Source organism: Kribbella shirazensis, assembly GCF_011761605.1.
Taxonomy (GTDB): Bacteria; Actinomycetota; Actinomycetes; order Propionibacteriales; family Kribbellaceae; genus Kribbella; species Kribbella shirazensis.
Window position 1 is genome coordinate 4,640,992 of record NZ_JAASRO010000001.1, and the last position, 24,971, is coordinate 4,665,962.

19 protein-coding genes are annotated in these 24,971 nt (G+C 69.1%); 13 read left to right on the forward strand and 6 right to left on the reverse strand.

Annotated elements, in window-relative coordinates:
* Window positions 1-51: 51 nt before the first annotated feature.
* Window positions 52-804, reverse strand: coding sequence for a FadR/GntR family transcriptional regulator (locus BJY22_RS22530; RefSeq protein WP_202891220.1), 753 nt, complete (start codon window positions 802-804; stop codon window positions 52-54).
* A gap of 74 nt (window positions 805-878) precedes the next feature.
* Here BJY22_RS22530 and BJY22_RS22535 point away from each other — a divergent pair, with 74 nt between their 5' ends.
* Window positions 879-2,090 carry an alpha-hydroxy acid oxidase gene (locus tag BJY22_RS22535; protein ID WP_167209823.1) on the forward strand — a complete coding sequence of 404 codons (1,212 nt, stop codon included), beginning with the start codon at window positions 879-881 and terminating at the stop codon, window positions 2,088-2,090.
* A gap of 7 nt (window positions 2,091-2,097) precedes the next feature.
* Here BJY22_RS22535 and BJY22_RS22540 read toward each other — a convergent pair whose 3' ends face one another.
* The 3 genes from BJY22_RS22540 to BJY22_RS22550 form a co-directional block, all read right to left on the reverse strand.
* The gene (locus tag BJY22_RS22540) at window positions 2,098-3,231 is read right to left on the reverse strand and encodes a sensor histidine kinase (RefSeq protein ID WP_337758871.1); all 1,134 of its coding nucleotides are present in this window, start codon (window positions 3,229-3,231) and stop codon (window positions 2,098-2,100) included.
* 79 nt (window positions 3,232-3,310) lie between these two features.
* The gene (locus tag BJY22_RS22545; protein WP_167209824.1) at window positions 3,311-3,949 is read right to left on the reverse strand and encodes a pyridoxamine 5'-phosphate oxidase family protein; all 639 of its coding nucleotides are present in this window, start codon (window positions 3,947-3,949) and stop codon (window positions 3,311-3,313) included.
* Window positions 3,949-5,205, reverse strand: coding sequence for an MFS transporter (locus BJY22_RS22550; protein WP_167209826.1), 1,257 nt, complete (start codon window positions 5,203-5,205; stop codon window positions 3,949-3,951). The genes BJY22_RS22545 and BJY22_RS22550 overlap by 1 nt, the downstream gene beginning before the upstream one ends.
* Window positions 5,206-5,326: 121 nt before the next feature.
* Here BJY22_RS22550 and BJY22_RS22555 point away from each other — a divergent pair, with 121 nt between their 5' ends.
* Window positions 5,327-5,803 carry a hypothetical protein gene (locus BJY22_RS22555; protein ID WP_167209828.1) on the forward strand — a complete coding sequence of 159 codons (477 nt, stop codon included), beginning with the start codon at window positions 5,327-5,329 and terminating at the stop codon, window positions 5,801-5,803.
* Between the two features lie 979 nt (window positions 5,804-6,782).
* On the opposite strand, the gene BJY22_RS22560 is transcribed toward BJY22_RS22555, so the two are convergent.
* Complete coding sequence (locus BJY22_RS22560) at window positions 6,783-7,427, reverse strand: alpha-ketoglutarate-dependent dioxygenase AlkB (protein ID WP_167209830.1); 645 nt, start codon at window positions 7,425-7,427, stop codon at window positions 6,783-6,785.
* Window positions 7,428-8,095: 668 nt separating this feature from the next.
* On the opposite strand from BJY22_RS22560, the gene BJY22_RS22565 reads away from it, so the two are divergent.
* Both BJY22_RS22565 and BJY22_RS22570 read left to right on the forward strand, forming a co-directional pair.
* Window positions 8,096-10,228 carry a DUF222 domain-containing protein gene (locus BJY22_RS22565; RefSeq protein ID WP_167209832.1) on the forward strand — a complete coding sequence of 711 codons (2,133 nt, stop codon included), beginning with the start codon at window positions 8,096-8,098 and terminating at the stop codon, window positions 10,226-10,228.
* Window positions 10,229-11,665 (forward strand): amidohydrolase, encoded by a 1,437-nt coding sequence (locus BJY22_RS22570; RefSeq protein WP_167209834.1) that lies wholly within the window; start codon window positions 10,229-10,231, stop codon window positions 11,663-11,665. It begins immediately after the preceding gene.
* A 6-nt stretch (window positions 11,666-11,671) separates the two neighbouring features.
* On the opposite strand, the gene BJY22_RS22575 is transcribed toward BJY22_RS22570, so the two are convergent.
* A complete protein-coding gene (locus BJY22_RS22575; RefSeq protein WP_337758872.1) occupies window positions 11,672-14,539 on the reverse strand; it encodes a S8 family serine peptidase in 2,868 nt (955 codons plus the stop codon).
* Window positions 14,540-14,647: 108 nt separating this feature from the next.
* Between BJY22_RS22575 and BJY22_RS22580 the strand changes: the two genes are divergently transcribed.
* From BJY22_RS22580 to BJY22_RS22620, 9 genes are all read left to right on the forward strand, one after another.
* Complete coding sequence (locus BJY22_RS22580; RefSeq protein ID WP_167209836.1) at window positions 14,648-15,445, forward strand: dienelactone hydrolase family protein; 798 nt, start codon at window positions 14,648-14,650, stop codon at window positions 15,443-15,445.
* A gap of 225 nt (window positions 15,446-15,670) precedes the next feature.
* The gene (locus BJY22_RS22585) at window positions 15,671-16,384 is read left to right on the forward strand and encodes a hypothetical protein (protein WP_167209838.1); all 714 of its coding nucleotides are present in this window, start codon (window positions 15,671-15,673) and stop codon (window positions 16,382-16,384) included.
* A gap of 272 nt (window positions 16,385-16,656) precedes the next feature.
* A complete protein-coding gene (locus BJY22_RS22590) occupies window positions 16,657-17,919 on the forward strand; it encodes an ROK family transcriptional regulator (RefSeq protein WP_167209840.1) in 1,263 nt (420 codons plus the stop codon).
* Window positions 17,916-19,418 carry a sugar ABC transporter ATP-binding protein gene (locus BJY22_RS22595; protein ID WP_167209842.1) on the forward strand — a complete coding sequence of 501 codons (1,503 nt, stop codon included), beginning with the start codon at window positions 17,916-17,918 and terminating at the stop codon, window positions 19,416-19,418. Before BJY22_RS22590 ends, BJY22_RS22595 begins: the two co-directional genes overlap by 4 nt.
* A gap of 15 nt (window positions 19,419-19,433) precedes the next feature.
* Complete coding sequence (locus BJY22_RS22600) at window positions 19,434-20,468, forward strand: ABC transporter permease (protein ID WP_238350429.1); 1,035 nt, start codon at window positions 19,434-19,436, stop codon at window positions 20,466-20,468.
* A gap of 13 nt (window positions 20,469-20,481) precedes the next feature.
* Window positions 20,482-21,522: a substrate-binding domain-containing protein gene (locus BJY22_RS22605; RefSeq protein WP_167209843.1), complete on the forward strand. Its 1,041-nt coding sequence runs from the start codon at window positions 20,482-20,484 to the stop codon at window positions 21,520-21,522.
* Between the two features lie 35 nt (window positions 21,523-21,557).
* Window positions 21,558-22,721, forward strand: coding sequence for a Gfo/Idh/MocA family protein (locus BJY22_RS22610; RefSeq protein ID WP_167209845.1), 1,164 nt, complete (start codon window positions 21,558-21,560; stop codon window positions 22,719-22,721).
* Window positions 22,718-23,878: a xylose isomerase gene (gene xylA, locus BJY22_RS22615; RefSeq protein ID WP_167209847.1), complete on the forward strand. Its 1,161-nt coding sequence runs from the start codon at window positions 22,718-22,720 to the stop codon at window positions 23,876-23,878. The genes BJY22_RS22610 and xylA overlap by 4 nt, the downstream gene beginning before the upstream one ends.
* Window positions 23,879-23,890: 12 nt before the next feature.
* Window positions 23,891-24,892, forward strand: coding sequence for a sugar phosphate isomerase/epimerase family protein (locus BJY22_RS22620; protein ID WP_167209849.1), 1,002 nt, complete (start codon window positions 23,891-23,893; stop codon window positions 24,890-24,892).
* Window positions 24,893-24,971: the final 79 nt, after the last annotated feature.

Genomic DNA, 24,971 nt, shown 5'->3' on the forward strand with positions numbered 1-24,971 from the left:
CCCACCGCGCCCGCCACCACCGACCAAAGTCGAACCCTCACCGACTTCCGGTCACCCGAGCCCTGCCGCGCCGCCGTCATCCTCCGCCGCACCGCCCTCAGCCCGTCCGAAGGGTGCTAGCTGGGCCGCCTGGTAGAACCCCCGGATATGAGCGGTCACCAGCTCGGCCGCGCGCTCCGGTTCACGCCCGCGCACCGCGGTCAGGATCGCCCGATGCTGGGAACGCAGCCCGACCGCCGTCGCCTCCCAGTCCGGCAGATTCGGTACGGCGGCCAGCACGTACCCGTGGATCGCCGACCGCAACGACGCCATCACCGCCGCGATCAGCACATTCCCCGCCAGCCCCGACAACGCGACATGGAACTCCGCGTCGAGCTGATGGAACTCCTCCGGCGGCAACGCGGCGTCGTCCATCCGGTCCAGCAGCTCCTCGGCGACCTTGAGCTCATCCGCACCGAGCTCCCGCGCCGCCGCCTCCCGCGCGGACCAGGACTCCAGCAGCAGCCGCGTCTGTACCACGTCCCCCATCGGCAGATGATTCGTTGCCAGGTGCAACCGCAGTACGGCGGTCAGCGGCGACACCGGCTCCGCCACGATCACCGCGCCCGCCTCGGGCCCCGACCCGGTCGCCGTCCGCACGACGCCCATCGCCTCCAGCACCCGGACCGCTTCCCGCACGGACGGCCGGCTGATCCCGAGCTGCTCCGCGAGCACCCGCTCACCCGGGAGGCGGCCGCCGATCCGCAACCGGCCCGCCGCCAGGTCGGCCTCCACCTGATGCAGGACCAGCTCGTAGTTCTTCATGTGGACGAGACTACCCGTGTGGTCGGACCACAGGGTAGGGTGTGGTCCGACCACAGAATCAGCCGGGAGACGTGATGACCGATCGCCAGATGCCCAAATGGTCCGAGCTGAAGCCGCTGCTGCGGCCGAAGCCGATCACGGTGAATCCGACCGAGCGGCGGCTGGAGAAGGCACTGACCATCGCGGACCTCCGGGCGATCGCGAAACGCCGTACGCCGCGCTCGGTGTTCGACTACACCGACGGCGCCGCCGAGGCCGAGATCAGCCTGCGCCGCGCCCGCCGGCTGTTCGCGGAGATGGAGCTGCAGCCCTCGATCCTGCGTGACGTGTCGGAGCTCGACCTCGGTACGTCGATCCTCGGCGGCCGCTCCGAGCTGCCGTTCGCGTTCGCGCCGACCGGTTTCACCCGGATGATGAACCACGAGGGCGAGAGCGCGGTCGTCAAGGTCGCCGAGGACATCGGCATCCCGTACGCGCTGTCCACGATGGGCACCACCTCGATCGAGGACGTCGCGGCCGCGGCGCCGAACGCGCGCAAGTGGTTCCAGCTGTACGTGTGGAAGGACCGCGACGCGGGCGAGGACCTGGTGAAGCGGTCGGCCGCCGCCGGGTACGAGGCCTTGATGCTGACCGTCGACGTGCCGGTTGCCGGCGCGCGTCTGCGCGACGTACGCAACGGTTTCACGATCCCGCCGTCGCTGACCGCGAAGACCGTGCTGGACGCGTCGCTGCACCCGGCCTGGTGGGCGAACCTGCTCACCACGCGCCCGCTGACGTTCGCCTCGCTGTCCACCTGGGACGGCACCGTCGCCGAGCTGCTCGACAAGCTGTTCGACCCGACGATGACGATCGACGACCTCAACTGGCTGCGTTCGATCTGGGACGGGCCGCTGATCGTGAAGGGTATCCAGACCGTCGAGGACGCCCGACGGGTCGTCGACGCGGGTGCGGACGCGGTCGTGCTGTCGAACCACGGCGGCCGTCAGCTGGACCGCGCCCCGACGCCCCTGCGCATCCTCCCGGACGTCCGCAAGGCGATCGGCAGCGACGCCGAGATCTACCTCGACACCGGCATCATGTCCGGTGCGGACATCGTCGCCGCGATCGCGCTCGGCGCGGACGCCTGCCTGGTCGGTCGTGCGTACCTGTACGGCCTGATGGCCGGCGGCCAGCGCGGCGTGGCCCGCGCCGCGGAGATCCTCACCAAGGAGGTACGCCGCACGATGGCGCTACTCGGCGTCTCCAGCGTGGCCGAACTCAACCCGTCCCACGTCCGCCTGCCCTGACAGGAACCTACAGCGGCAGGGTTGCCGTGATGCGCAGGCCGCCGGCCGGGGTGGGGTTCGCGGTGAGAGTGCCGCCGAGGGCGGTGGCTCGTTCGCGCATCCCGGAGATGCCGTTGCCTTCGGTCGGCGGGCCGGTCAGCGATTCGCCGTTGTCGTCGATCTGCAGCACCAGCGTCTGCTCGCCGTACTGGATCCGGACGGTCGCCGACGTCGCCCTGGCATGGCGTACGACGTTCGTCAGCGACTCCTGGATGATGCGGAACGCGGCGCGGTCCAGGCCGGTCGGCAGCGGGCGCGGCTCGCCGTGGACGATTTTGTGCACCTCCAGACCGGCACGCGACGTACGGCTGACGAGGTGGTCCAGGTGATCCAGACCGGCGACCGGCTGGCGGGGCGCGGACTCGTCCGACTGCCGCAGGATGCCGACGATCGAGCGGAGCTCGACCAGGGCTTCCTTGCTGGCTTCCTTGATCGCGGACAGCGCCGGAGCGGCCTGCTCGGGTTGCCGGTCGACCAGGTGGAGCGCGGTGGATGCCTGCACGTTGATGAGGGAGATGTGGTGCGCCACGACGTCGTGCAGTTCTTGAGCGATCCGGAGGCGTTCCTCGCCTGCACGGCGTAGCTCTTCCTCCTTCCGGGTGCGGGCGGCGGCCATGACCCGGTCGCGATGCGCGCGGAACAGTTCGCCGAGGAACCCGAGGACGGTGAAGCACGTGCCGACGAGCAGCACCTGGTACACGCCCTGCTCGTTGATGCCGAGGATCATCCGGCCACCGACGTGGCCGACGTACAAGGTGACCAGCCCGATCCAGCCTGCCAGCCGATGACCGAGGCGGATCGTGGTGAAGACCGCGATCACGAACGGGAAGACGACCGGGCCCCACGGATACTCGAGGAGCATGTACGTCAGCGTCGAGACAACCGTTGCCCACAGCACCGGGACCGTGTTGGTCCGCAGCCAGTACAAGGAGAGCCCGGCGATCATCAGCAGGACGACCATGAACCAGTCGGGCTCATGACGGTCCACCTGGCCGCGGGACGCACCGAACGTCCCGACCACCGTGAACACGGTCACCACCAGCGGCAGCAGGACGCGCCAGATGCGCGCCCCGTAGCTTGGGCTGGTGTCGGTCGTGCTCACAGTACGAAACCGTAGACGGCGCGCGGGGCGGGTGTCATCGTCGCCACGGAGTACACCGGCCTGCGCCCGCTGCGGTAGTTCAGTACTTGACCTTGTAGATCTTGTCCTCGTACGCCGGGCCGTAGTACTCCTCCAGCGTCGCGAGGTCGTCGTCGGGCCGCTCCAGCGCCTGCGCGATCCGCGCGCGGCGCGCCACCGCGTCGGGCTGCCAGGTCTCGGGCTTCCACAGCTTCGAGCGCAGGAAGGCCTTCGAGCAGTGGTGGAAGATCTCCTCGATCTCGACCAGGAGGGCGAGCTGCGGGCGGTTGCCCTTCACGATCATCTCGTCGAAGAACGGCGCGTCCCGGACGATCCGGGCGCGGCCGTTGATCCGGAGCGTGTCGCCCCGGCCGGGCAGGAAGTAGATCAGCCCGACGTGCGGGTTGGAGAGGATGTTGGTGAACCCGTCGACCCGCCGGTTGCCGGCGCGCTCGGGGATGGCGATCGTGGTGCCGTCGAGGATCTTGGTGAACCCGGCCGGGTCGCCCTTGGGGGAGACGTCGCAGGTGCCGTCGCCCGCGGAGGTGGCGATCAGGCAGAACGGCGAGGCCGCGAGCCACTGCCGGTCGAGGTCGTGCAGTTCCTTGCGGGTCTTGCCGGCGGCTGCTGCCAGCGGCTGCGGGACGATCTCCCGCAGTTCGTCGTACGTCGTGATCTCGACCAGTCCGGGGATCTCCATCAGGCGGCGTTCTCCTCTACCAGCGACGGCGTGGCGTCCTCGTTGACGGCCCTCGTCCGCGCAGCCCATCGTACGGCGGGACCAGTTGCGCAACTGGTCCCCAGGAACAGGGCGCCGACCGCGATCCAGCCGATCGGACCCCAGCCGAGGACGGCCGTGGTGAGCAGCGCCGGGCCGAGCATCCGCGCGATCGCGGGACCGGTGCCGAAGAAGCCCTGGTACTGCCCCTGCTTGCCAGCGGGGGCGAGTCCGAAGCTGATCTCCCAGGCGCCGGACGCGAGCTTCATCTCACCGAGGGTGAGGAGGGCGGCGGCCACGATCAGGGCGACAGCCGCGGCGGTGGGGCTCAGGTCGGCGGCCGTGACGGCGAAGACGGCGCAGGCGGTAAGCATCGCGATACCGGCGTACCGGACGGAACGGGCCGCGGTGCGCAGATCCTTGACAGCGTTGGCGATCCGGACCTGGAACAGCGTCACGCCGAGCGTGTTCACGATCATCAGCGAGGCTACGGCCCAGCTCGGCGCGTCGGTGCGCGTGACGATCCAGAGCGGGCCGACCAGGCTGATCAGCGGCATGAAGAGCAGCATGACGGCGTTGATCAGCGCGAGTACGGCGTACGGGCGATCGCGGAGTACTGCGAGCCTTGGCTCACCTGCGGTGCGGATGCTGACCGCGATGGGCGGGACCCGGCGGATGAGGGCGGCAGCGACCAGGAAGCTGAGGGCGTCGATCGCGAACACGATCAGGTACGCCGCTGTGTTGTCGAAGCGGAGCGCAACGCCGCCGAGAAGGGCTCCGACGGCGAGGCCCGCGTTGACAGTGGACTGCAGGAACGCGCGGATCCTGGTGCGCTCGGCTGGTCGTACCAGGCCGGCCAGGAGTGCCTGCCGTGCTGCCGTGAGGCCGGTCTGACTGCACGCGTAGACGATGGCGGCGATGAGGAAGGCTGCGAAGCTTCTGACCACCAGGAACGACGCGACCGAGGCTGCAGTGGTGAGGGCCAGCAGTGTTGCGGCGCCGCGTGCGCCGTAGTGGTCTGCGAGGTTCCCCAGCGGAACACCCGCCAGGAATCCGAGCAGCCAGGCGATCGTCAGCCCCAGGCCGACCTGCGCGGTCGAGAGTCCGACCACCCGGGTGAAGAACAACGCCGAGGTGACGACGAACGCACCGTCGCCGACCGAGTTGGCCAACTGCGCCATCGCCAAGCTCCGCGGCGCTCCGGCCGGCGGAAGCATCTGCCCAAGTCTGCTGCTCATGCACTCGAGCCTAGGGCCGCAACGGCCCAGCTCCGAGGTCCATTCTGACCGTGATCTGTTGGGCCATTTTGGTCTGTGGAAAACCCTGGGCGGGCGTCGGGATCGCGGCATCTTTACCAACATGAGCTTCGAGAACCTGCCCGCCACCTGGACCGACCACCCACTCACCGACCCCACTGTCACCGCCGACGTCGTGGACCTGATGGTCAGCCACGGCGACCGCCGGCGAGGCACCCTCACAGCAGTCGTCTGCGACCCCGACGCCCGCTACCGAGCCACCGTGATCATCGAGCTCCCACCCACGGTCGAGCTACGACGCCTGGCAGATCCGGACACCCGAACCATCCCCAACCCCAACGACCTCTGCCAAACCGCCCTGCACCCCATCATCCCCGCCGTCCGGACCGCGCCCGGCACCTCCCTGATCCTGGCCCTGGGCCGCCCCGGCCCCGCCCACCTGCCCGCCCACGACCAAGAATGGTCCCGAGCCGCCCACGCCATCTGCAAAGCCGCCGACGTGCACCTACTCGGCTTCTACATAACCACCAAAGAAGGCATCCACCAGTCCCACCCCGTCTCCGACCCGACCGCCGCCTAACCCCCGAACTCCGCGCTCAGCGGGCACGCCCACCCGCCGACCCCTGCGCCGCCCGCGACCAACCACGACCGAAACCGGCGCGCCCGCCCCGCCGGACCGGCGGCATGACCGCCCAGCAGACCTGGCGCGCCCACCTCCCCGCACCCCACACCCCGGCAACACCGCGCTCGCCGAGCGTGCCCACCCGCTAACCCCTGCACCGCCCGCGACCAACCACGACCGAAACCGGCGCACCCGCCCCGCCGGACCGGCGACATGACCGCCCACCAGACGTGGCGCGCCCACCTCCCCGCACCCACGCCCCCGCACCCACGCCCCGCCCCCACACCCACGCCCCCACCCACGCCCCCACCCACGCCCACGCCCCGCACCACGCCCCCACCCCGCACCACGCCCCCACACCCACACCCGAGGCCCCCACGCCCGAGGGCCCACGCCCGAGGCCCCACGCCGCGCTCGCCGAGCGTGCCGCATGTGCTGGTGCCCGACGACCCCGCGACATGACCGCCGCCCAGCGCAGCCGGCGCGCGTCCAGCCCTGCGCGCACCGAAGGGCGTCCTCGCCGTGGATGCCCCGGGCGCGCGGCCTGCGCGCTGGCACGGTCGTGCGCACGGGTGAACGCCCAGTGGAAGCGGCGCGTTCAGCCCTGCACATAGATCGAAGGCGTGGTCGCCCTACGTGCGTCGTGTGCGCGCCTCGCGCGCTGGCCCCGTCGAGCCCGCGACATGACCCTCCAGCGGAGACGGCGCGCTCGGCCCCGCGCGCCCACCGGGTGGATCGTCGACGCCTTGAAAGCGGGTTCTCCTGGTGCTGGCTCTTCTTGCCGCGGGTGCGGCGCGGTGGTGCCTTGCTCCGCGCGGGACGAGTCCGGTCGCGGGGTCATGGCTTATCGCGGGCGAGTCTCGTCGGTGTACCAGCGGGTGCCGTGCTCGGGCGGTACCTCGGCGAGTGGTGCCGAGCGCAGCTGCGGGGTAGGTGGTCAGCGGACGCCGCGGGGGCGGAATTGGATGCTGATTCGGGGGCCGATGTGGCCAGTGGCCTTGGGGATGGCGTGTTCCCACGTGCGTTGGCAGGAGCCGCCCATGACGATCAGATCACCGTGGCCGAGCGGATAGCGGAGGGTGGAGGAGACTTCCGCGCCGGAAGCGCCCGGGCGTGGGCGGAGGGCGAGCACCCTGGGTTCGCCGACGGACAGGATCGCGACCATCGTGTCCTCGTGGTTGCCGCGGCCGATGCGATCACCGTGCCAGGCGACGCTGTCCTTGCCGTCGCGGTAGAAGCACAACCCCGCGGTCCGGAACGGCTCGCCCAGTTCCTCTGCGTAGTACGCGCTCAAGGCGTCCCTCGCCTGGTCCAGGATCGGCAGCGGCAGGTCGGCGTTCTCGCCGTAGAAACACAGCAGCCGCGGTACGTCGACCACCCGGTCGTACATCTGCCGCCGCTCAGCCTGCCACGGCACGTCCCGCGCTAGCCGCTCGTACACCTGATCCGCTCCCGTCAACCACCCCGGCAGCACATCCACCCAGGCCCCACGCCCCAAGTCGGTGCGCACCACCCCACCCAACGCACCCAACGCCGGCTCCGCGAACGCATCGAACAACGAGCCCTGAAGATCAGCACCCATACCCCCACCCTACCCGAAACTCGAACACCTGTTCCCCGCATTCGTCGCGGCGTCCACAGGCCCGCTCGCGATGCGCCCGCCTCTGTGAGGCGCCTGCTCCCGAATTCTGGGCGTACCTCTGCGCTTACGGCGGGTGCCGCATGTGCTGCCGTGCTGCCGTGCTGCCGTGCTGCCGTGCTGCCGTGCTGCCGTGCCGCCGTGGGCCATGTCCCGTGCCCCGTGCCCGATGCCCGTGCCCGATGCCCGTGCTCCCGTGCCCCATGCCCGTGCCCCATGCCCGTGCCCCATGCCCGTGCCCCATGCCGGTGCCCATGCCGGTGCCCCGTGCCCCCGTGCCCCCGTGCTCCGTGCGGCCGTGCCTCATGCCCGTGCCCCCGTGCGGCCGTGCCACGTGCCGCCTTACCGCCTTACCGCCGTGCGGCCCCGTGCTCCGTGCCTCCGTGCGGCCATGCCCCGTGCTGCCGGATAAGGGTTCACGCCTTCCGGGGTGCCGGCTGACTCCTGGCGGTCCGATCTCCATGAGTCGGCGGCGGCCGGGGAGGCCAGTTCCGGCCAGACGCATACACCCTTTCAGTTGCACTTAACGTGTGACGTTTCCCCTTGTGGATAAGGGATCTAGCCGCATCGCCGATTTGGCCGACTCGTCAAAGCGCGATAGACTCGAACACATGTTCGAGACAACTCTGGATGCACTCTCCACCCGCGACCTCCTGGAAGAGGCCGCGCGATGCCGCGCCGTCGCCAACCAGGCCGACGCGCGGTTGCTGGAGTGCGCCCAGAGGTACGCCGAACGCTTTCACCCGTCGGTGTGCGGTGTTCGCCCAGGCCGCCGGGTGAGTGATGGTTCCGAACGCGCCGTCGTCCTAGGCGGCGACGGCTGCCCGGAGATTGCGGAATTCGCGATTGCCGAGTTCGCGGTCGTCATTGGGGTGTCTCCCGGAGTCGGCCGCGAACTGCTCGGCGACGCGTTGGCCTTGCAGTATCGCTTTCCCCGCACGTGGGCCGAGATCCTGGCCGGACAGGCGACGCCGTGGAAGGCGCGGAAGATCGCGCGTGCCTGCGCCAAGTTGGATCAGGCAGGCGCGGAATACGTCGACCGCCGGGTGGCGGCGATCGTGGACACCATCTCCCCGTATCGACTGGAGAAAATCGTCGATGCGGCGAAGAAGTGCGCCGACCCGCAAGCCGCAGCCGAAGAAGCCGCCGAGGCGGCTGACAAGCGCGGCGTGTATGTCGGTTCAGGCGACCGTCAGGGCAACAAGACGATCTACGTCATCGCGCCCGCGGCGGCGGTGAACCGGCACGATGCCGCCGTCGCCGGCATCGCCGAAGCCCTGAAGGCACTCGGCGACACCCGCCCGATCCAGCGCCGCCGCGCCGACGCGATCGGAATCATCGCAGACCCCCGCTTCACCCAAGAGCTCCTCAACCAGGCCCACAACCAACCGAGCGGCCAGGCCGACGACCAGCCGAACCACCTGATCGTTCGGCCGAATGACCAGCTAGGTCAGCCAAGCGATCAGCTGGATCAGCCGAGTGACCAGGTGGTTCAGCCGGGTGACCGGCTGGATCAGGCGAGTGACCAGGTGGTTCGGCCGGGTGACCGGCTGGATCAGCCAAGCGACCAGCTGGATCGGGCGACTGGCCAGGTGGTTCAGCCGAGTGACCAGCTGCATCAGCCAAGCGACCCGTTGGATCAGAGGAGTGACTACGGACTCGCGTGTTCTGTCGATCGGCATGGTTCGTGTGATCCTCCGGTCCCACCGGCCCGCGATCTGGAGGACACGGTCGAACCAAGCGGTCTGCTCGACGTACAGGAGCCGGTGGGCCCCTTGGATGATCCGTGGCTGGAGGATGCCGGGCGGGATGATCCCGATCCGCCGGCAGATCCGTTCGACCGGTGGGCAGCAGTCGATGCCGGCAATGCAAGCAGCGAACCCGAGGACGGTTCGGCGATGGATGCTGCCGGCCTGCGGGCGCTTGATGCGCGGCTCGCGCAGATCAAGCACGATGCCTACACCAACCCCAGCTACCTCAACCACCAGAGCAACCTGGACTACCGGAGCACCGGTGCAAACGCAGACAGCTCAAGTAGTCCCGAGAGCCCCGGTGGTCCGGGACCAAGTAGCGCGGGACGATGGACTGCGGGCCAAGGAGGTGCGGGTGGTTCAAGGCATCCGGCCGGGGGAGAGGTGCGTCCCGAGCCGTTGTCCGTGGGACATGAGCCTGTGGAGCGGGTGCGTGCTCGGGAGGTGCGCCCGGGGAAGACTGAGATCATCGTGCATTTGACCGATCACACCCTTGGTACCGGGAGCGGCGTGTTGCGGGCCGAGACGATTGGGCCGCTGCTTGCGTCTCAGCTGACCGAGCTCGTCGGGCACGGGCCGTACATGGTGAAGCCGGTGATCGATCTCAATGACGCCGTGAGTGTCGACGCGTACGAGATTCCGACGAGGATCCGGGATCGGGTGAAGCTGATGTATCCGGTGGAGTTGTTCCCGTATGGGACCCGCGAGAGCAGCGACACGATCGATCTGGACCACATCGAGCCCTATGACCCGCACGGTCCGACCGGCCAGACGAACACCAGCAACCTGGCGCCGCTGGGCCGATTCGGTCACCGGGTGAAGACGCATGCCCGTGGATGGAGTGTGCGCCGCGTCGACCACAAGACGCTGGTATGGACGACGCCGCATGGCTTCTCGTTCCGCGTCGATCCCACCGGGACCCATCGGGGAGACCTGCCGATCGGCGAGACTGCGGTACGTCGACCTGCCAGCCAGTCCTGCCCTGGAGGATGAATGTCGCGACTGCTGATCCGCAATGTGTCCGTGCTGGTCGTACCCGAGCAGGGGGAGTGCCGCGTCGAAGAGGGGCGGGATATTCACGTTGAGGATGACCGGATCGTTGCCATCACGCCGACGTCCGCGTCAGGCGGTCGCGAGGCGTCTCGGTCGGATGGGCACGAGGCGGCTGGGTCGGGTGGGCGTGAGGTGGGCTCGTCAGGTGGGCGTGAGGTGGGGTCGTCGGGTCGGCACGGTGGTGTGGGGGAGGTTGTTGAGGGGGCGGGGTTGTTGGCGGTGCCTGGGTTGGTGAATTCGCATACGCACAGTCCGATGGTGATGATGCGTGGCGCGGCGGAGGACCTGGGGATTGAGGATTGGTTCAATCGGCGGATCTGGCCGATGGAGGTGAATCTGACGCCGGAGCGGGTTCGGGTGGGGGCGCGGCTGGCGTGTGCGGAGATGTTGCTGGCCGGCGTGACGACCTTCGTGGATCACTACTTCCACGCCGATCAGATCGCGGCCGCCGCGATCGAGGCCGGGATCCGGGCGGACATCGCGCCGACGTTCTTCTCGTCCGCGGGGCAGGAGGCGATCGACGCCGCGATCGAGACGACCCGCCGGCTCAGCAGCCTTCATCCGCGTGTGACCGCGAGCCTCGGGCCGCACGCGACGTACACGGTGACCGACGAGGACCTGCGGCGTACGGCGGACCTCGCGCGAGCTGAAGGTCTGCGCATCCACCTGCACGCCGCCGAGACCGACGACCAGACGCAGGCCTCGCTCGACAAACACGGTGTTACGCCGGTGCAGGTGCTCGAGCGAACCGGAGTGCTGGACGCCGGCGCCCTCATCGCGCACTGCTGCGGCATCCGCCCGGACGATCTGCCGATCCTCGAGCGGTACGGCGATCGCACCACGGTGGCCAGCTGCCCGAAGGTGTATCTCAAGCTCGCGATGGGTGAAGTCACGCCGATCAAGGGCCTGCGGTCCGTCGGTGTAGACGTTGGCATCGGTACCGACGGAGCCGCCGTGCACAACACGCTGGACGTCTGGGAAGCGATCCGCATGGTCGCCCTGACCCAGAAGCAACGTGAACACGAGGCCGAGTGGATGACGCTGTCCGACACCCTCCGCCACGCAACCCGGGGCAGTGCGGCCGCGGCCGGTCTGACGGGCAGCGTCGGCGTACTCGAACCCGGCCATCAAGCGGACATCGCGCTCGTCGACCTCAGCGCACCTCACAACCAACCGGTCCACGACCCACGCGCCGCACTCGTGTACTCCGTCCGCGCCTCCGATGTCGTCACCGTCATGGTCGCGGGCAAAGTCGTCGTCCGCGATCGTCAGCTCACGACGATGGATCTACGGGAAGCCCTGGCGGAGGCGCAATCTCTGGCGCACACGCTGGTGGACCTGTCCGCGGGGGGCGCAGTCCAGCACTACGCCCCCTGACAACGGTCAGCTGATGGTGAGGATCTTGTTCACCGTGTACACCGGCGCGTGGTCCGCGTCACCGGGAAAGAAGACCCGGTAGGCGATCTGACCGCGCACGGCCGGCCGGATCCCGAATGCGTACTTGCCCGACGTACTGAGCTTCACCGACGCGATCGACCGCCACACCTTGTTGCCGTACTGCTGCAGGTACACCGGATGCCCGTAGTGCGCCGGCGCCACGTACCCGCTGAACGCCGTCGTCCCACCCAGCCGGATGGACGAAGGCGACAGCACCGCCGAAATCGTCGGCCGGACCTGCACGGTGACATCCGGGGTACGCGTCCCCATCAGGTCCCCGTTGCCCGGGAAAGTGAGCATGTACACCGACGACACCAACGGCTTGTGCGTCACCGACACAGTCCCCGTCGACGACGTCTTCAACGCCGCCAGCAACGTGAACTTCGACGACGTCTTCGGCCGCACGTACACGTTCACCGGCAACCCGGCATACGCCACATTGTCGATCCGCAACGTACTCCCGCGCACCGTGACCGCCCCGCCGTAACTCACCAGCGTCGACGTCAAACGGATCCCCGACTTCATCCCCAGCAGTTGCGTCGCCGCGATCGGACTGACCTTCCCAGCCCGGTCCTTCACCCACGCCCCATAGGTGTACGTCGTCGACTGAGCCAGCCCGGTGTCCTTCACCGCGGACCCCGTCCCCGCGTACACCAGCGTCCCCGTGCTGATCGTCGGCGCCCTGCTCCCCACGTTCCGCCGCACGATCACCTGGTCGAGATCGCTCATCGCCGGGACCTTCCACGAAAGGTTCGCCGCCAGATACAGCCCGGAACCGTCGAATGATCCCACGGCACGGGGCGCGACATCCGCCGTCGAGAACACACTGCTGTACGGCGCCAACGCAGCCCCACCGGCCTCCCGCACACCGTTGACCACGATCCGGTACGCCGTTGCGTCCAGCAACGGCACCGTCGGCGTGATGACGGCCTTCCGGCTCGCCGCGTCGTAAGCGACCGTCGCCCCCACCGTCGAGCCGGTCTTGCCGTTGACCAGCCGAACCGTCGACGCCGAAACACCCTCCACGTCCCGCGCGAACGTCACCGATGGATGCGCCGTCACAGCCGCAGTTGACGACGACCCGGCCGGCTGCACGTCCTGCACCGGGTAGTCGGTACCAGACGCAGCATCAACAGAGGTCGTCGGCTGCACGCTCAAGCTGTACCGCCGCGTGTCCCGCGACCCGTTGGCGTTGCGTACGGCGATGTAGATCACCGACCCCGTCATCGGCACCTTGACCGTGGCGGTCGGGAAATCGGGCTCCTGGCACCCCGTGTCCGGGTCGACAGGCGTCGTCGGGTACGGCGCGCTCGCATGAGCCAGTGACCGCAGATTGCCGTCGTACACGTCGATCTGCGGCCCGAAGTTCGACGAGTAGATGCAGTTGAACTCGGACCCCTTCGCGCTCACCACGAGCTTGTCGGCCGTCGTCGCCGTCCACTTGTACCAGTCGACCTCGCCCTCGGTGCTGATCTGCGTCAGCGAGGAGCTCGTCGTCAGGTGCACCGCCCGCGACGGCTCGTCGTTCCCGTCCGGCGGGTTCATCGGGAAGTCGGTCGTCCACCTTCCGCCGAGCGCGGCGTACGCGTCGACGATGCCGTGACCGAAGTACGGGTCGATGCCCCGCGGGCCCGCGTCCCGCGCCAGTACCTTCAGCCGCTGCGCAACCTGTGCGGCCGTCAGCGTCGGCCACTTGTTCTTCACCAGCGCCGCGATCCCGGTGACGACCGGCGCCGAGCAAGAGGTCCCAGTGCAGTACCAGTACGGCTCGTACTCCGGGGGAGTCAGCGCCCGCGATCCCGTGCTCAACAGGTTCCAGCCGGGCGCGGCCACGTCCACCCAGTCGCCGTACGAGCTGAAACTCGTCAACGCACCGCCCGCGTTCGTCGCGCCGACCGCGATCGCCTCCGGGTACGCCGCCGGGTACTGCACGACATCGTTCCCGTCGTTGCCAGCAGCAACCACGACCACGACGCCCTTGGCGTACGCACGCTTGACGGCGTCATGCAGTACGGCGTTGTCGCCCGGACCGCCGAGCGACATGTTGATCACCTTGGCGCCATGAGCAACGGCCCAGTCGATGCCCTCGGCAATGTCAGCGTCGTACCCGGCGCCGTTGGAGTCGAGCACCTTGACCGGCATGGCCTTCACGTTCCAGCCGACACCGGCGACGCCGATGCCGTTGTTCGCGCCGGCCGCGATGATGCCGAGTGTCATGGTGCCGTGGCCGTTGTCGTCGACCGGGTTCGGCCGGGTGCTGGACACCGCGTTGTACCCCGGCACCAGGTGCCCGACGAGATCCGGATGCCCGGCGTCCACCCCGGTGTCGAGCACGGCGACGATCTGGTTGCCCGTCGACTTCGTCAGATCCCACGCCTCCGGGACCCGGACCGTGGACAAGGACGACCGCTGATCGGTCGCGTAGTAGTCGTCGTTCGGCGTCGCCGACATGTAGCGCTTGTAGTTCAGCGAGGCCAGCTCGACCGCCGGGTCGGCCTTCAGTTTCTTCAGCAGGTCCGGCGCCGGTACGTCGCTCTTGAGTTTCACGACGTTCGCGGCGACCGGATCCTCGGCCGTCGCACCGTGCTTCGACACCGCGGCCTTCCGCGCCGACGAGGTCGCCTTCGGCTTGAACTTCACCACCACCGTGTTCGGTTCGAACTCGGCCGCCGCGGAGCGGTGGCCGTTGAACTTCGGGTAGTACGGCTTCGGCTGTGCCGCGGAGCCGGAGGAGCCGGTCAGGACGACCAGCGAACTCGCGACCAGAGCCGCGGGCAGCCCGAGGCGCAGCAATCGAGCAGGGCGGAATGACACGGGACCCCCCACTGGGTCAAAGCAGTAGACCAGCGGAGTATGACAGAGGCCGGAGAAGCTGTGCAGACCAGAATCCCTGTCAGAAGCTGCAGCCCTAAGCTACTCGCCATGACCGCAGACCTGGCTTCCTGGCGGAGGACTCCGTTCGCCGGCGGCGGCCTGACCTACGACTGCTACGAGAAAGGCGCCGGGCCGGGGGTCGTGCTGATCCCGGAGATCCCGGGGCTCACACCGGAGGTGGCCGCGTTCGGCGAACACCTGGTGAGCGCGGGGTTCACAGTGGTGATCCCGTCCCCGTTCGGTACGCCGGGACGCCCGGAGACGATCGGCTACACGCTGGGTGTGATCGCGCGGCTGTGTGTGTCGAAGGAGTTCCGGTGCTTCGCGGCGAACGCCGAGCGGCCGATCACGAAGTACCTGCGGGCCGTGGCGACCGATCTGGCGGCGCGGACGCCCGGGCGCGGGGTCGGCGTGATCGGGATGTGCTTCACCGGCGGGTTCGCGCTGGCCACCGCGGTCGAGGACGTGGTGACGGCGCCGGTCCTCAGCCAGCCGTCGACGCCGTTCCCGGTGAGCGCGAAGCTCCGGCGCGATCCGGGGTTGTCGGCCGGCGAGCTCGAGACGGTGACGGGGCGGACCCGCACCGACGGGCTGTGCGTCCTCGGGATGCGGTTCAGCCAGGACCGGATGGCGCCGGCTGCGCGGTTCGCGACGCTGCGTGCGCAGCTCGGTGACGCCTTCGAGGTGATCGAGCTGGACTCCGGGCCCGGCAACGCCGACGGGTACGGACGGAGCGCGCATTCGGTGCTCACCCGGGACCTGCGCGAGGACCCGCCGAACTCGGCGTACCACGCCCGCACCCGGGTGGTGGAGTTCCTCCGGGAGCACCTGACCGCAACGGCCTGACGACTGTCCGTGCGGAAATGTCAAAAACACGTTGAGTAACCCGCACGGTGTGATTCGGTGGCCCTCAGGCAGGAAATCCTGTCAGTGCCTGGGGGCGATCGTTGCTGTCCGCAAGGCCGGGAAAGCGGTGGGTGACGCCATCATTTTTCCTCTGGTCGTGGGTACCGCAGACATGACACGATCGGCCACCGAGGCACCACAGGGGACTGGGACGAGTGAGGCTGTATGAACGGGCGGACAGCGCAGGAACGCCGGATCCCGGCGAACGGGACCGCGGCGGCGAACGGGACCAATGGTCACTCTCCGCAACCAAGCACTCACCTTGACCCACCTGGCGAGTGGCAGGCGGACCAGCACATCGGCGAGATCCACCCGGACCAGCCGCAGGAGGTCGTGCCGCGGTCCGAGTGGCTGTCCGAGGTCCGGGACCGCCCGCGGGAGTCGAACGGTACGACGCTGCGCCAGTTCAACACCCCGGTGCGCGTGGACGAGATCGCGGTCGCGGCGATGACACTCGCCGAGGACCTGCACGCCGCGACCCAGAACATGCCCGACTCCGTCGAGCTGCGGCGCTTCCGGCGGGACCTCGACCAGGCCACGACCACCTTCCGCGACCTGGCGAGCAGGCTGGAGGTCACCGCCGGCAAACTCGTCCGCCTGGCCGCGAACGAGGGCCACGCCTGCGGGGTCGGCTGGGGTGTCTGTCCCGAGCACGGCCTGACACTGATGAACGTCGGCGAAACCGTCACCTGCCACGTCCTCGGCTGCGGCCGCGAGAACGTCGGCGAGGTCGAGCGCTGCGAGCACCCCGTCGCCTACCGCGTCGTCGACGCGGCCGGCCCGTCCCTCCTCACCTGCTCCGGCCACGCCATCGCTTGCCGCCTCTACTTCGACAACCCGGTAATCACCGCCACCGCCGACAGCATGGAACTGTTCTAGCGCGTTGGTGGAGTAGTAGGACGTACTGACGTCAAAGGCGCTTGGCCTTTGAACGTGCACCCGCCGTTGCTCAGACGGGGGTAGTAGTCGGCAGAGCAGGCCGTGCCGTCCTCGTCGAGGGACGGATGCCTGCGCCAGCCGGGAGAAAGTTTCGTGAGGGTACAAACCTCTACAAACTCCTGCAAAAACTTGACTGTTGCGAACTCTTGACGCCCGGACGGCGTGAACTTAGTTTGTTGGCTCAACAGACAAATTCTGCGAGGGGTGTCCGGATGACGTTGACCGATGGCCGCCGCCCGGGGAGCCGGGGCGTCGCCGCCGATCACGTCTCGCTCCGGCGCAACAACCTCTCGGTCGTACTGCGGCACGTCCGCGACCTCGGTCCGCGCTCGAGGGCCCGGATCGCCGGTGAGACCGGTCTGAACAAGGCGACCGTGAGCAGCCTGGTCGCCGAACTCGTCGAACGCGGTCTGCTCCGCGAAGGCTCCGCCGACTCCAGCCGCGCCCTCGGCCGCCCCGGTCAGCTCGTCGAACTCGACGGCACCGGCGTGTGCGGTGTCGGCGCCGAGGTCAACGTCGACTACCTCGCCGTCGCGGCGCTCGACCTTGCGGGCAACGCCGTACTGGAGAAGCGGGTCCCGGTGGACGTCGCACACCTCGACCCCGGTACGACACTCGACCGGCTCGCGGAGCTGGTGGAGGAAGCGGTCGCGGCCGTGGTGGCGCGCGGAGGACAGCTGGCCGGCGTCACGCTCGCCGTCCCGGGCCTGGTCGAGGGCAGGACGGGTGACTTGAAGCTCGCGCCGAACCTCGGCTGGGGCGAGCTGTCGGTGGCCCGGGAGATGCGCCGGCGGCTGGGCGAACCGGCGTACCCCCTGCACGTCGACAACGAGGCGAACCTCGCGGCACTGGCGGCGTACGCCGAGCTGCGGGGGAGCGGCGACGAATCGGTGCACGACCTCGTGCTGCTGACCGGTGCGGTCGGCGTCGGTGGCGGTGTGGTCGCCGGAGGGCACCTGCTGCGCGGCGGTGCCGGGTACAGCGGTGAGGTCGGGCACATGCCGGTCGCCCCGCCCGGGCGGACCTGCGGGTGCGGGCGGACCGGCTGCTGGGAGACGGTCGTCGGACTGACCGCACTGTTGCACAAGGCAACGGACAGGGACGATCCGGTCCGGGACCCGTCGCTGGACGTGGAGCAACGGCTCGCCGGGATCATCCGGCGCGCCGAAGCGGGGGACGTGCGGACGCTGTCCGCGCTGAAGGACGTCGGCACCTGGCTGGGAATAGGGGGAGCGATCCTGGTGAACATCCTGAACCCGGACGTGCTCGTGCTCGGCGGCTACTTCGCCGTCCTCGGGCCGTGGCTGAGAGAACCACTGGAGAAGGCGATCCGCGAGCGCGTGATCGCACCGGACGGCGGCGGCTGCCGGGTCGTCCGGTCGGAGCTCGGCTTCGCGGCGGCCGTTCGCGGCGGCGCACAGATCTCGCTCGACCAGGTCTTCGTCGACCCGACCAGGATCGGGGCCACACCATGACCGACCTGCTCAACATGTTCGGGATCGTCAAGGAGTTCCCCGGCGTGCGGGCCCTCGACGGGGTGGACCTCGATGTCCGCGCCGGTGAGGTGCACTGCCTGCTCGGGCAGAACGGCGCGGGCAAGTCCACACTGATCCGGGTGCTGACCGGCGCGCACCAGCCGGACGCAGGCATGATCCGGATCAACGACGCACCGGTCCAGCTGAACAGCCCGACTGCCGCGATCCAGCTCGGCATCGCCGCGATCTACCAGGAGCTCGACCTGGTCCCCGACCTGACCGTTGCCGAGAACATCTTCCTCGGCCACGAGCCGTCCCGCTACGGCTTCAGCCGGTCCCACGAGGCGAACACCAGGGCACGCGCGATCCTGCAGGGCCTCGGCCACGCCGAGATCCCCGTGCACCGCTCGGTCGGCTCGCTCCCGGCCGCCGGGCAGCAGATCGTCAGCATGGCCCGCGCGCTGTCCCGGGACGCCCGCCTGATCGTGATGGACGAGCCGTCCGCGGTCCTCGACCCGGAAGAAGTGGCGAACCTGTTCCGGGTGATCCGCGGCCTGACCGAGCGCGGTGTCGCGGTCGTCTACATCTCACACCGGCTCGAGGAGATCCGCGAGATCGGCGACCGGGTCACGGTGCTCAAGGACGGCGCCACCGTCGCGACCGGCCTGGACGCCCGCCAGACGCCCACCAAGGAACTCATCCAGCTGATGACCGGCCGGTCGATCGAGTACGTCTTCCCGCCCCGCAACGAGATCCCCGAGACAGCGCCGGTCGTGCTCGAGGTCGTCGGCCTGAGCCGGCCTGGTGAGTTCGCCGGGATCGAGTTCGAGGTGCGGGCCGGGGAGGTCCTCGGCCTGGCCGGACTGGTCGGTTCCGGGCGTTCCGAAGTACTCGAGACTGTGTACGGCGCTCGGCGGCCGGCCACCGGGTCGGTCCGCGTCGACGGCGCGGTACTGCGTCCCGGTCGGGTGCAGGATGCGGTCAAGGCCGGGGTCGGACTCGCGCCGGAGGAACGGAAGAGTCAGGCGCTGCTGCTCGACGAGGCGGTGTTCAAGAACATCACCGTGTCGACGCTGGGCCGGTTCGCCAGCACCGGGTTCCTGAACAGCCGCGCCGAGCGGGACGCGGCGCGGAAACTGACGCAGGCGCTGGACGTTCGCCCGACAGGGGTGGACCACCCGGTGCGCAACCTGTCCGGCGGGAACCAGCAGAAGGTCGTGCTCGCCCGGTGGTTGCTGCGGGAGTGCCGCGTCCTGCTGCTGGACGAGCCGACGCGGGGGGTGGACGTCGGCGCGCGGTCGGAGATCTACGCGCTGATCCGTTCGCTGGCGTCCAACGGGCTCGCGATCGTGCTGGTCTCCAGCGAGGTCGAGGAAGTGCTCGGTCTGTCCGACCGGGTCGTCGTACTGCGGGAGGGGCGAGCCGTCCACACGGGGCCCGCGCAAGACATCGACGAGCACCAGGTCCTCGACCTGGTGATGGAAGGAAGTGCCCTGTGATGAGTGAGGCCACTGATGACGATTGAGGGAGGCACAACACCGTCGCGGCAGGACACCGTCACCCCGCCGGCGACGCAACGCTCGACGACGGACCTGCTGAGGACCGGCGCCGGCCGCAACCTCGGGCTCGTGGTCGCCCTGGTGCTGCTGTGCGTCGTCGGTGTCGCCACAGCGGGCGACACGTTCGCGACCGGTGCCAACGTGCTGACCATCCTGCGGCTGGCCGCCGTCATCGGCGTGGTCAGCGTCGGGATGACGTTCGTGATCACCGGCGGCGGGATCGACCTGAGTGTCGGCGCGATGGTCGCGCTGGCATCGGTGTGGGCGACCACGCTGGCCACGCAGCAGATGGCCGCCGACTACCACTGGATCTTCATGGTCACGACGGCGCTCGTGGTCGGCTCCGCCTGCGGCCTGGTCAACGGCCTGCTGGTTGCCTACGGCAAGGTCGTGCCGTTCATCGCGACGCTCGCGATGCTGGCGGCGGCCCGTGGCCTGGCCGAGATCCTGTCCGACCGGAGGACGCAGATCATCTCGGTCAACTCGTTCGTCGACTTCTTCGGCGGCTCGCTGATCGGCGTACCGGTCCTGGTCTGGATCTTCGTGCTGGTGGCCGCGGCCGGTTGGGTGCTGCTGAACCGGACCACCTTCGGCCGCCGCACCTTCGCCGTCGGCGGGAACGCCGAGGCCGCCCGCCTGGCGGGTATCAAGGTCCAGCGTCACACCGTGGCGCTGTACGTCCTGGCCGGACTCTGCTGCGGGATCGCCGCGGTGATGCTGATGGCGCGGACGACAACGGGGAGCTCTACTCACGGTCAGTTGTACGAACTGGACGCGATCGCGGCGGTGGTGATCGGCGGCACGTTGCTGTCCGGTGGCCGCGGCACGATCGTCGGCACCGTGTTCGGCGTACTGATCTTCACGACGTTGAACAACGTCTTCACTCTCAACAACCTGAGCATCTCCGCCCAGTCGGTGGCGAAGGGCGCGATCATCGTGATCGCCGTCCTCCTCCAGCAACGACTGGCGCGTCGCACCACCGGCTCATAGAAGGAGGACAAAGATGTCCAGACGCTCCGCCCGGACGCTCGTCGTCACAGGCCTGAGTGTGCTCGCACTCGCCGCCTGCACGAGCAACACCCCCAAGGCCGAGGAGAAGTCCGGCAGCGCGCCGGCCGGCCCGGCCGCGGTCAAGAACGACGAACCCGGCCAGAAGGTCAAGATCGGGTTCTCCGCACCCGCCGCCGATCACGGCTGGATGGGTGCGATCACCAAGGCCACCCAGGCCGAGGCGAAGAAGTACCCGGATGTCGAGTTGATCGTCGCCGAGGGCACCAACGACGTGAACCTGCAGATCAGCCAGGTCGAGACGTTCATCAACCAGAAGGTCGACGCCATCGTCCTGCTGCCGTTCGACGGGGCCGCGCTCACCCCGGTCGCGACGAAGGCGATGGAGGCCGGCATCACGGTGGTGAACGTTGACCGCGAGTTCGACAGCCCGTTCGCCGCCCGGACGACGATCCTCGGCGACAACCACGGGATGGGTGTGTCGGCCGGCACGTACGTCTGCCAGGAACTGAAGGGCAAGAAGGACGCGGTGGTCGCGGAGATCGCCGGGATCGACTCGCTGCCGTTGACTCAGGACCGCAGCAAGGGCTTCAAGGAGGCGCTCGCGGACTGCGGCCTGAAGGTCAGCAACCGGGTGGCCGCCGACTTCACCGTCGAGTCCGGTGAGAAGGCCGCCGCCAACCTGCTGCAGGCCGCGCCGAAGATCGACGCGATCTGGAACCACGACGACGACCAGGGCGTCGGCGTGATGGCCGCGATCAAGAACTCCGGCCGCAAGGAGTTCTTCGTGGTCGGCGGGGCCGGCTCGGCGAACGTGATGCGGGACATCAAGTCCGGCAACTCGTTGCTCAAGGCCACCGTCATCTACCCGTCCACGCAGGGTGCAGACGGCGTCCGGCTGGCCCGGCTGCTGGTGCAGAAGAAGGCCCTCGGCGACCTGGTGGAGGTCGAGGTGCCGAGGACCGTGCAGCTGTACGCGCCGGTGGTGACCAAGGACAACGTGGACCAGTACCTGCCCACTGCCTTTGAAAGCTGATCGACAGAGCTACCGACAGAGCTAAGAGGAGAGCAATGACGAACCTGGGCATCGGCCTGATCGGCTACGCGTTCATGGGTGCGGCCCATTCGCAGGCCTGGCGGAGCGCGCCGCGCTTCTTCGACCTGCCGCTGGACCCGGCGATGAACGTCCTGTGCGGCCGCAACGCCGAGGCCGTCCAGGCGGCCGCGACGAAGCTCGGCTGGAAGGAGACCGAGACCGACTGGCGCAAGCTGCTCGGCCGCGACGACGTCCAGCTGGTCGACGTGTGCACGCCGGGGGACAGCCACGCCGAGATCGCGATCGCAGCCCTGGAGGCCGGCAAGCACGTCCTGTGCGAGAAGCCGCTGGCCAACACCGTCGAGGAGGCCGAGGCGATGACCGCCGCGGCCGAGTCGGCGAAGGCCAGGGGGACCAGGTCGATGGTCGGGTTCACCTACCGCCGGGTGCCGGCGATCGGGCTCGCCCGGCAGCTCGTCGCCGACGGCAAGCTCGGGACGATCCGGCACGTGCGGGCGCAGTACCTGCAGGACTGGATCGCCGACCCGGAGGCGCCGCTGTCGTGGCGGCTGGACAAGGAGAAGGCCGGATCGGGTGCGCTCGGCGACATCGGCGCGCACATCATCGACCTGACGCAGTACATCACCGGCGACACGATCGGCGAGGTCAGCGCGCGGCTCGAGACGTTCGTGAAGGAGCGCCCGGTCGCCGCCGAGCACTCCGGCCTGGCCGGTACGGCGGGCACCGAACGCGGACCTGTGACCGTCGACGACGCGGCCGTGTTCCTGGCCACCTTCCGCTCCGGTGCGCTGGGCGTCTTCGAGGCGACCCGCTTCGCCACCGGCCGGAAGAACGGCATCCGCATCGAGATCAACGGAAGCCTCGGCAGTCTGGCGTTCGACTTCGAGGACATGAATCTCCTGCATTTCTACGACGCCACCGAAGACTCGAGGACGGCGGGCTTCCGCCGCATCCTCGCCACCGAACCCGTGCACCCGTACGTCGCCGCCTGGTGGCCGCCGGGTCACCTGCTCGGCTACGAGCACGGGTTCACCCATCAGGTCGTCGACCTGGTCACCGCGATCGCCGAAGACGCCGATCCGGAACCGTCGTTCGCCGACGGGCTGCGTGTCCAGCGGGTGCTGGCCGCGGTCGAGGCCAGCTCGGCATCCCGACAATGGCAGGAGATTCCTGAATGACTGACTACACCCCGACCAAGGACGACAAGTTCTCGTTCGGTCTCTGGACCGTGGGCTGGGAGGGCGTCGACGTCTTCGGTACGGCGGTGCGCCCGGCGATGGACCCGGTGCACGCCGTCGAGAAGCTCGCGGAACTGGGCGCCGCGGCGGTCACGTTCCACGACGACGACGTCGTTCCCGACGACTCCACCCGTGGACAGGTGCTGGAGCGGTTCACGAAGGCGCTGGCCGAGACCGGCATGAGCGTCGAGATGATGACCACGAACCTGTTCGCGCACCCGGTCTTCAAGGACGGCGGCCTGACCGCCAACGACCGTCAGGTACGGCGGTACGCGCTGGCCAAGGTCCTGCGCAACGTCGACCTGGCGGCCGAGCTGGGCGCGACGACGTACGTGCTGTGGGGCGGCCGTGAGGGTGCGGAGTCCGGCGGTTCGAAGGACGTGCGGGCGGCGCTGGACCGGTACAAGGAGTCGCTCGACCTGCTGTGCGCCTACGTGCGCGAGCAGGGGTACGACATCCGGTTCGCGATCGAGCCGAAGCCGAACGAGCCGCGCGGTGACATCCTGCTGCCCTCGATCGGGCACGCGATCGCCTTCATCAACGATCTCGCCGACCCCGACCTGGTCGGGATCAACCCGGAGGTCGGGCACGAGCAGATGGCCGGGCTGAACTACGCGCACGGGATCGCGCAGGCCTTGTGGCACGGGAAGCTGTACCACATCGACCTCAACGGGCAGCACGGTCCGCGGTTCGACCAGGACCTGCGCTTCGGCGCCGGCAACCTGCGCGAGGCGTTCTGGACGGTCGACGTACTGCAGGGGTCCGGAAGCTACCCGGCGTACGACGGCCACATCCACTTCGACTACAAGCCGCCGCGGACCGAGGACGAGGAAGGCGTCTGGGAGACCGCGCGCGGATGCATGCGCAACTACCTGATCCTGCGGGAGAAGGTGCGGGCGTTCCGCGCCGACCCCGAGGTCGCGGAGGCGTTCGCCGCCGCACGGGTCGCGGAGCTGGCCGAACCCACCCTGGCCGAGGGTGAGTCGCTGGCCGACCTCCGCAACGCGACGTACGACCGGGACGCGCTGGCCGAGCGCGGTCTGGGGTTCGAACGGCTGGACCAGCTGGCGATGGAGCACCTGCTCGGTGTCCGGTAAGGAGTAGACGACATGGCTCGACCGATCACGCTGTTCACCGGCCAGTGGGCCGACCTGCCGTTCGAGGAGGTGGCCAGGCTGGCGTCGTCGTGGGGATACGACGGGCTGGAGATCGCCTGCTGGGGTGACCATCTCGACGTACGGCGGGCCGCCGAGGACCCGGCGTACGTCCGGGACCGGATGGACATCCTGGACAAGCACAACCTGAAGGTGTGGACGATCTCGAACCACCTGCTCGGGCAGGCGGTCTGCGACGACCCGATCGACCAGCGGCACCAGGCGATCCTGCCCGCGCACATCTGGGGCGACGGCGATCCCGAAGGCGTCCGGCAACGGGCCGCCGAGGAGATGAAGACGACCGCGCGGGCGGCCCGGGCGCTCGGCGTGGATGTGGTCGTCGGGTTCACCGGGTCGTCGATCTGGAAGACGGTCGCGATGTTCCCGCCGGTGCCGCCGGCGATGCTCGAGGCGGGGTACAAGGACTTCGCGGACCGGTGGAACCCGATCCTCGACGTGTTCGACGAGGTGGGGGTGAAGTTCGCCCACGAGGTGCACCCGTCGGAGATCGCGTACGACTACTGGTCGACGACCGCGACTCTGGAGGCGATCGGGCACCGGCCGGCGTTCGGGCTGAACTGGGACCCGTCGCACTTCGTCTGGCAGGACCTCGACCCGGTCGGGTTCCTGTGGGACTTCAAGGACCGGATCTACCACGTCGACTGCAAGGACGCGAAGCGCCAGGTCGGCAACGGGCGCAACGGACGGATGGGTTCGCACCTCGCCTGGGGCGACCCGCGCCGCGGCTGGGACTTCGTCTCGACCGGGCACGGGGACGTTCCGTGGGAGGCGTGCTTCCGGATGCTGAACTCGATCGGGTACGACGGTCCGATCTCGGTCGAGTGGGAGGACGCCGGCATGGACCGCCTGGTCGGAGCGGCCGAGGCCCTCCAGTTCGTCCGCTCGCTGGCATTCGACCCGCCCACCGCCTCCTTCGACGCCGCCTTCTCGTCCTAGCCGAGCCGGCCGACGCGGACGACCGGCACCTGGTGGGTCAGCCCATCAATGCGAGGTGCCGGCCGTCCGGTCGCGTGGC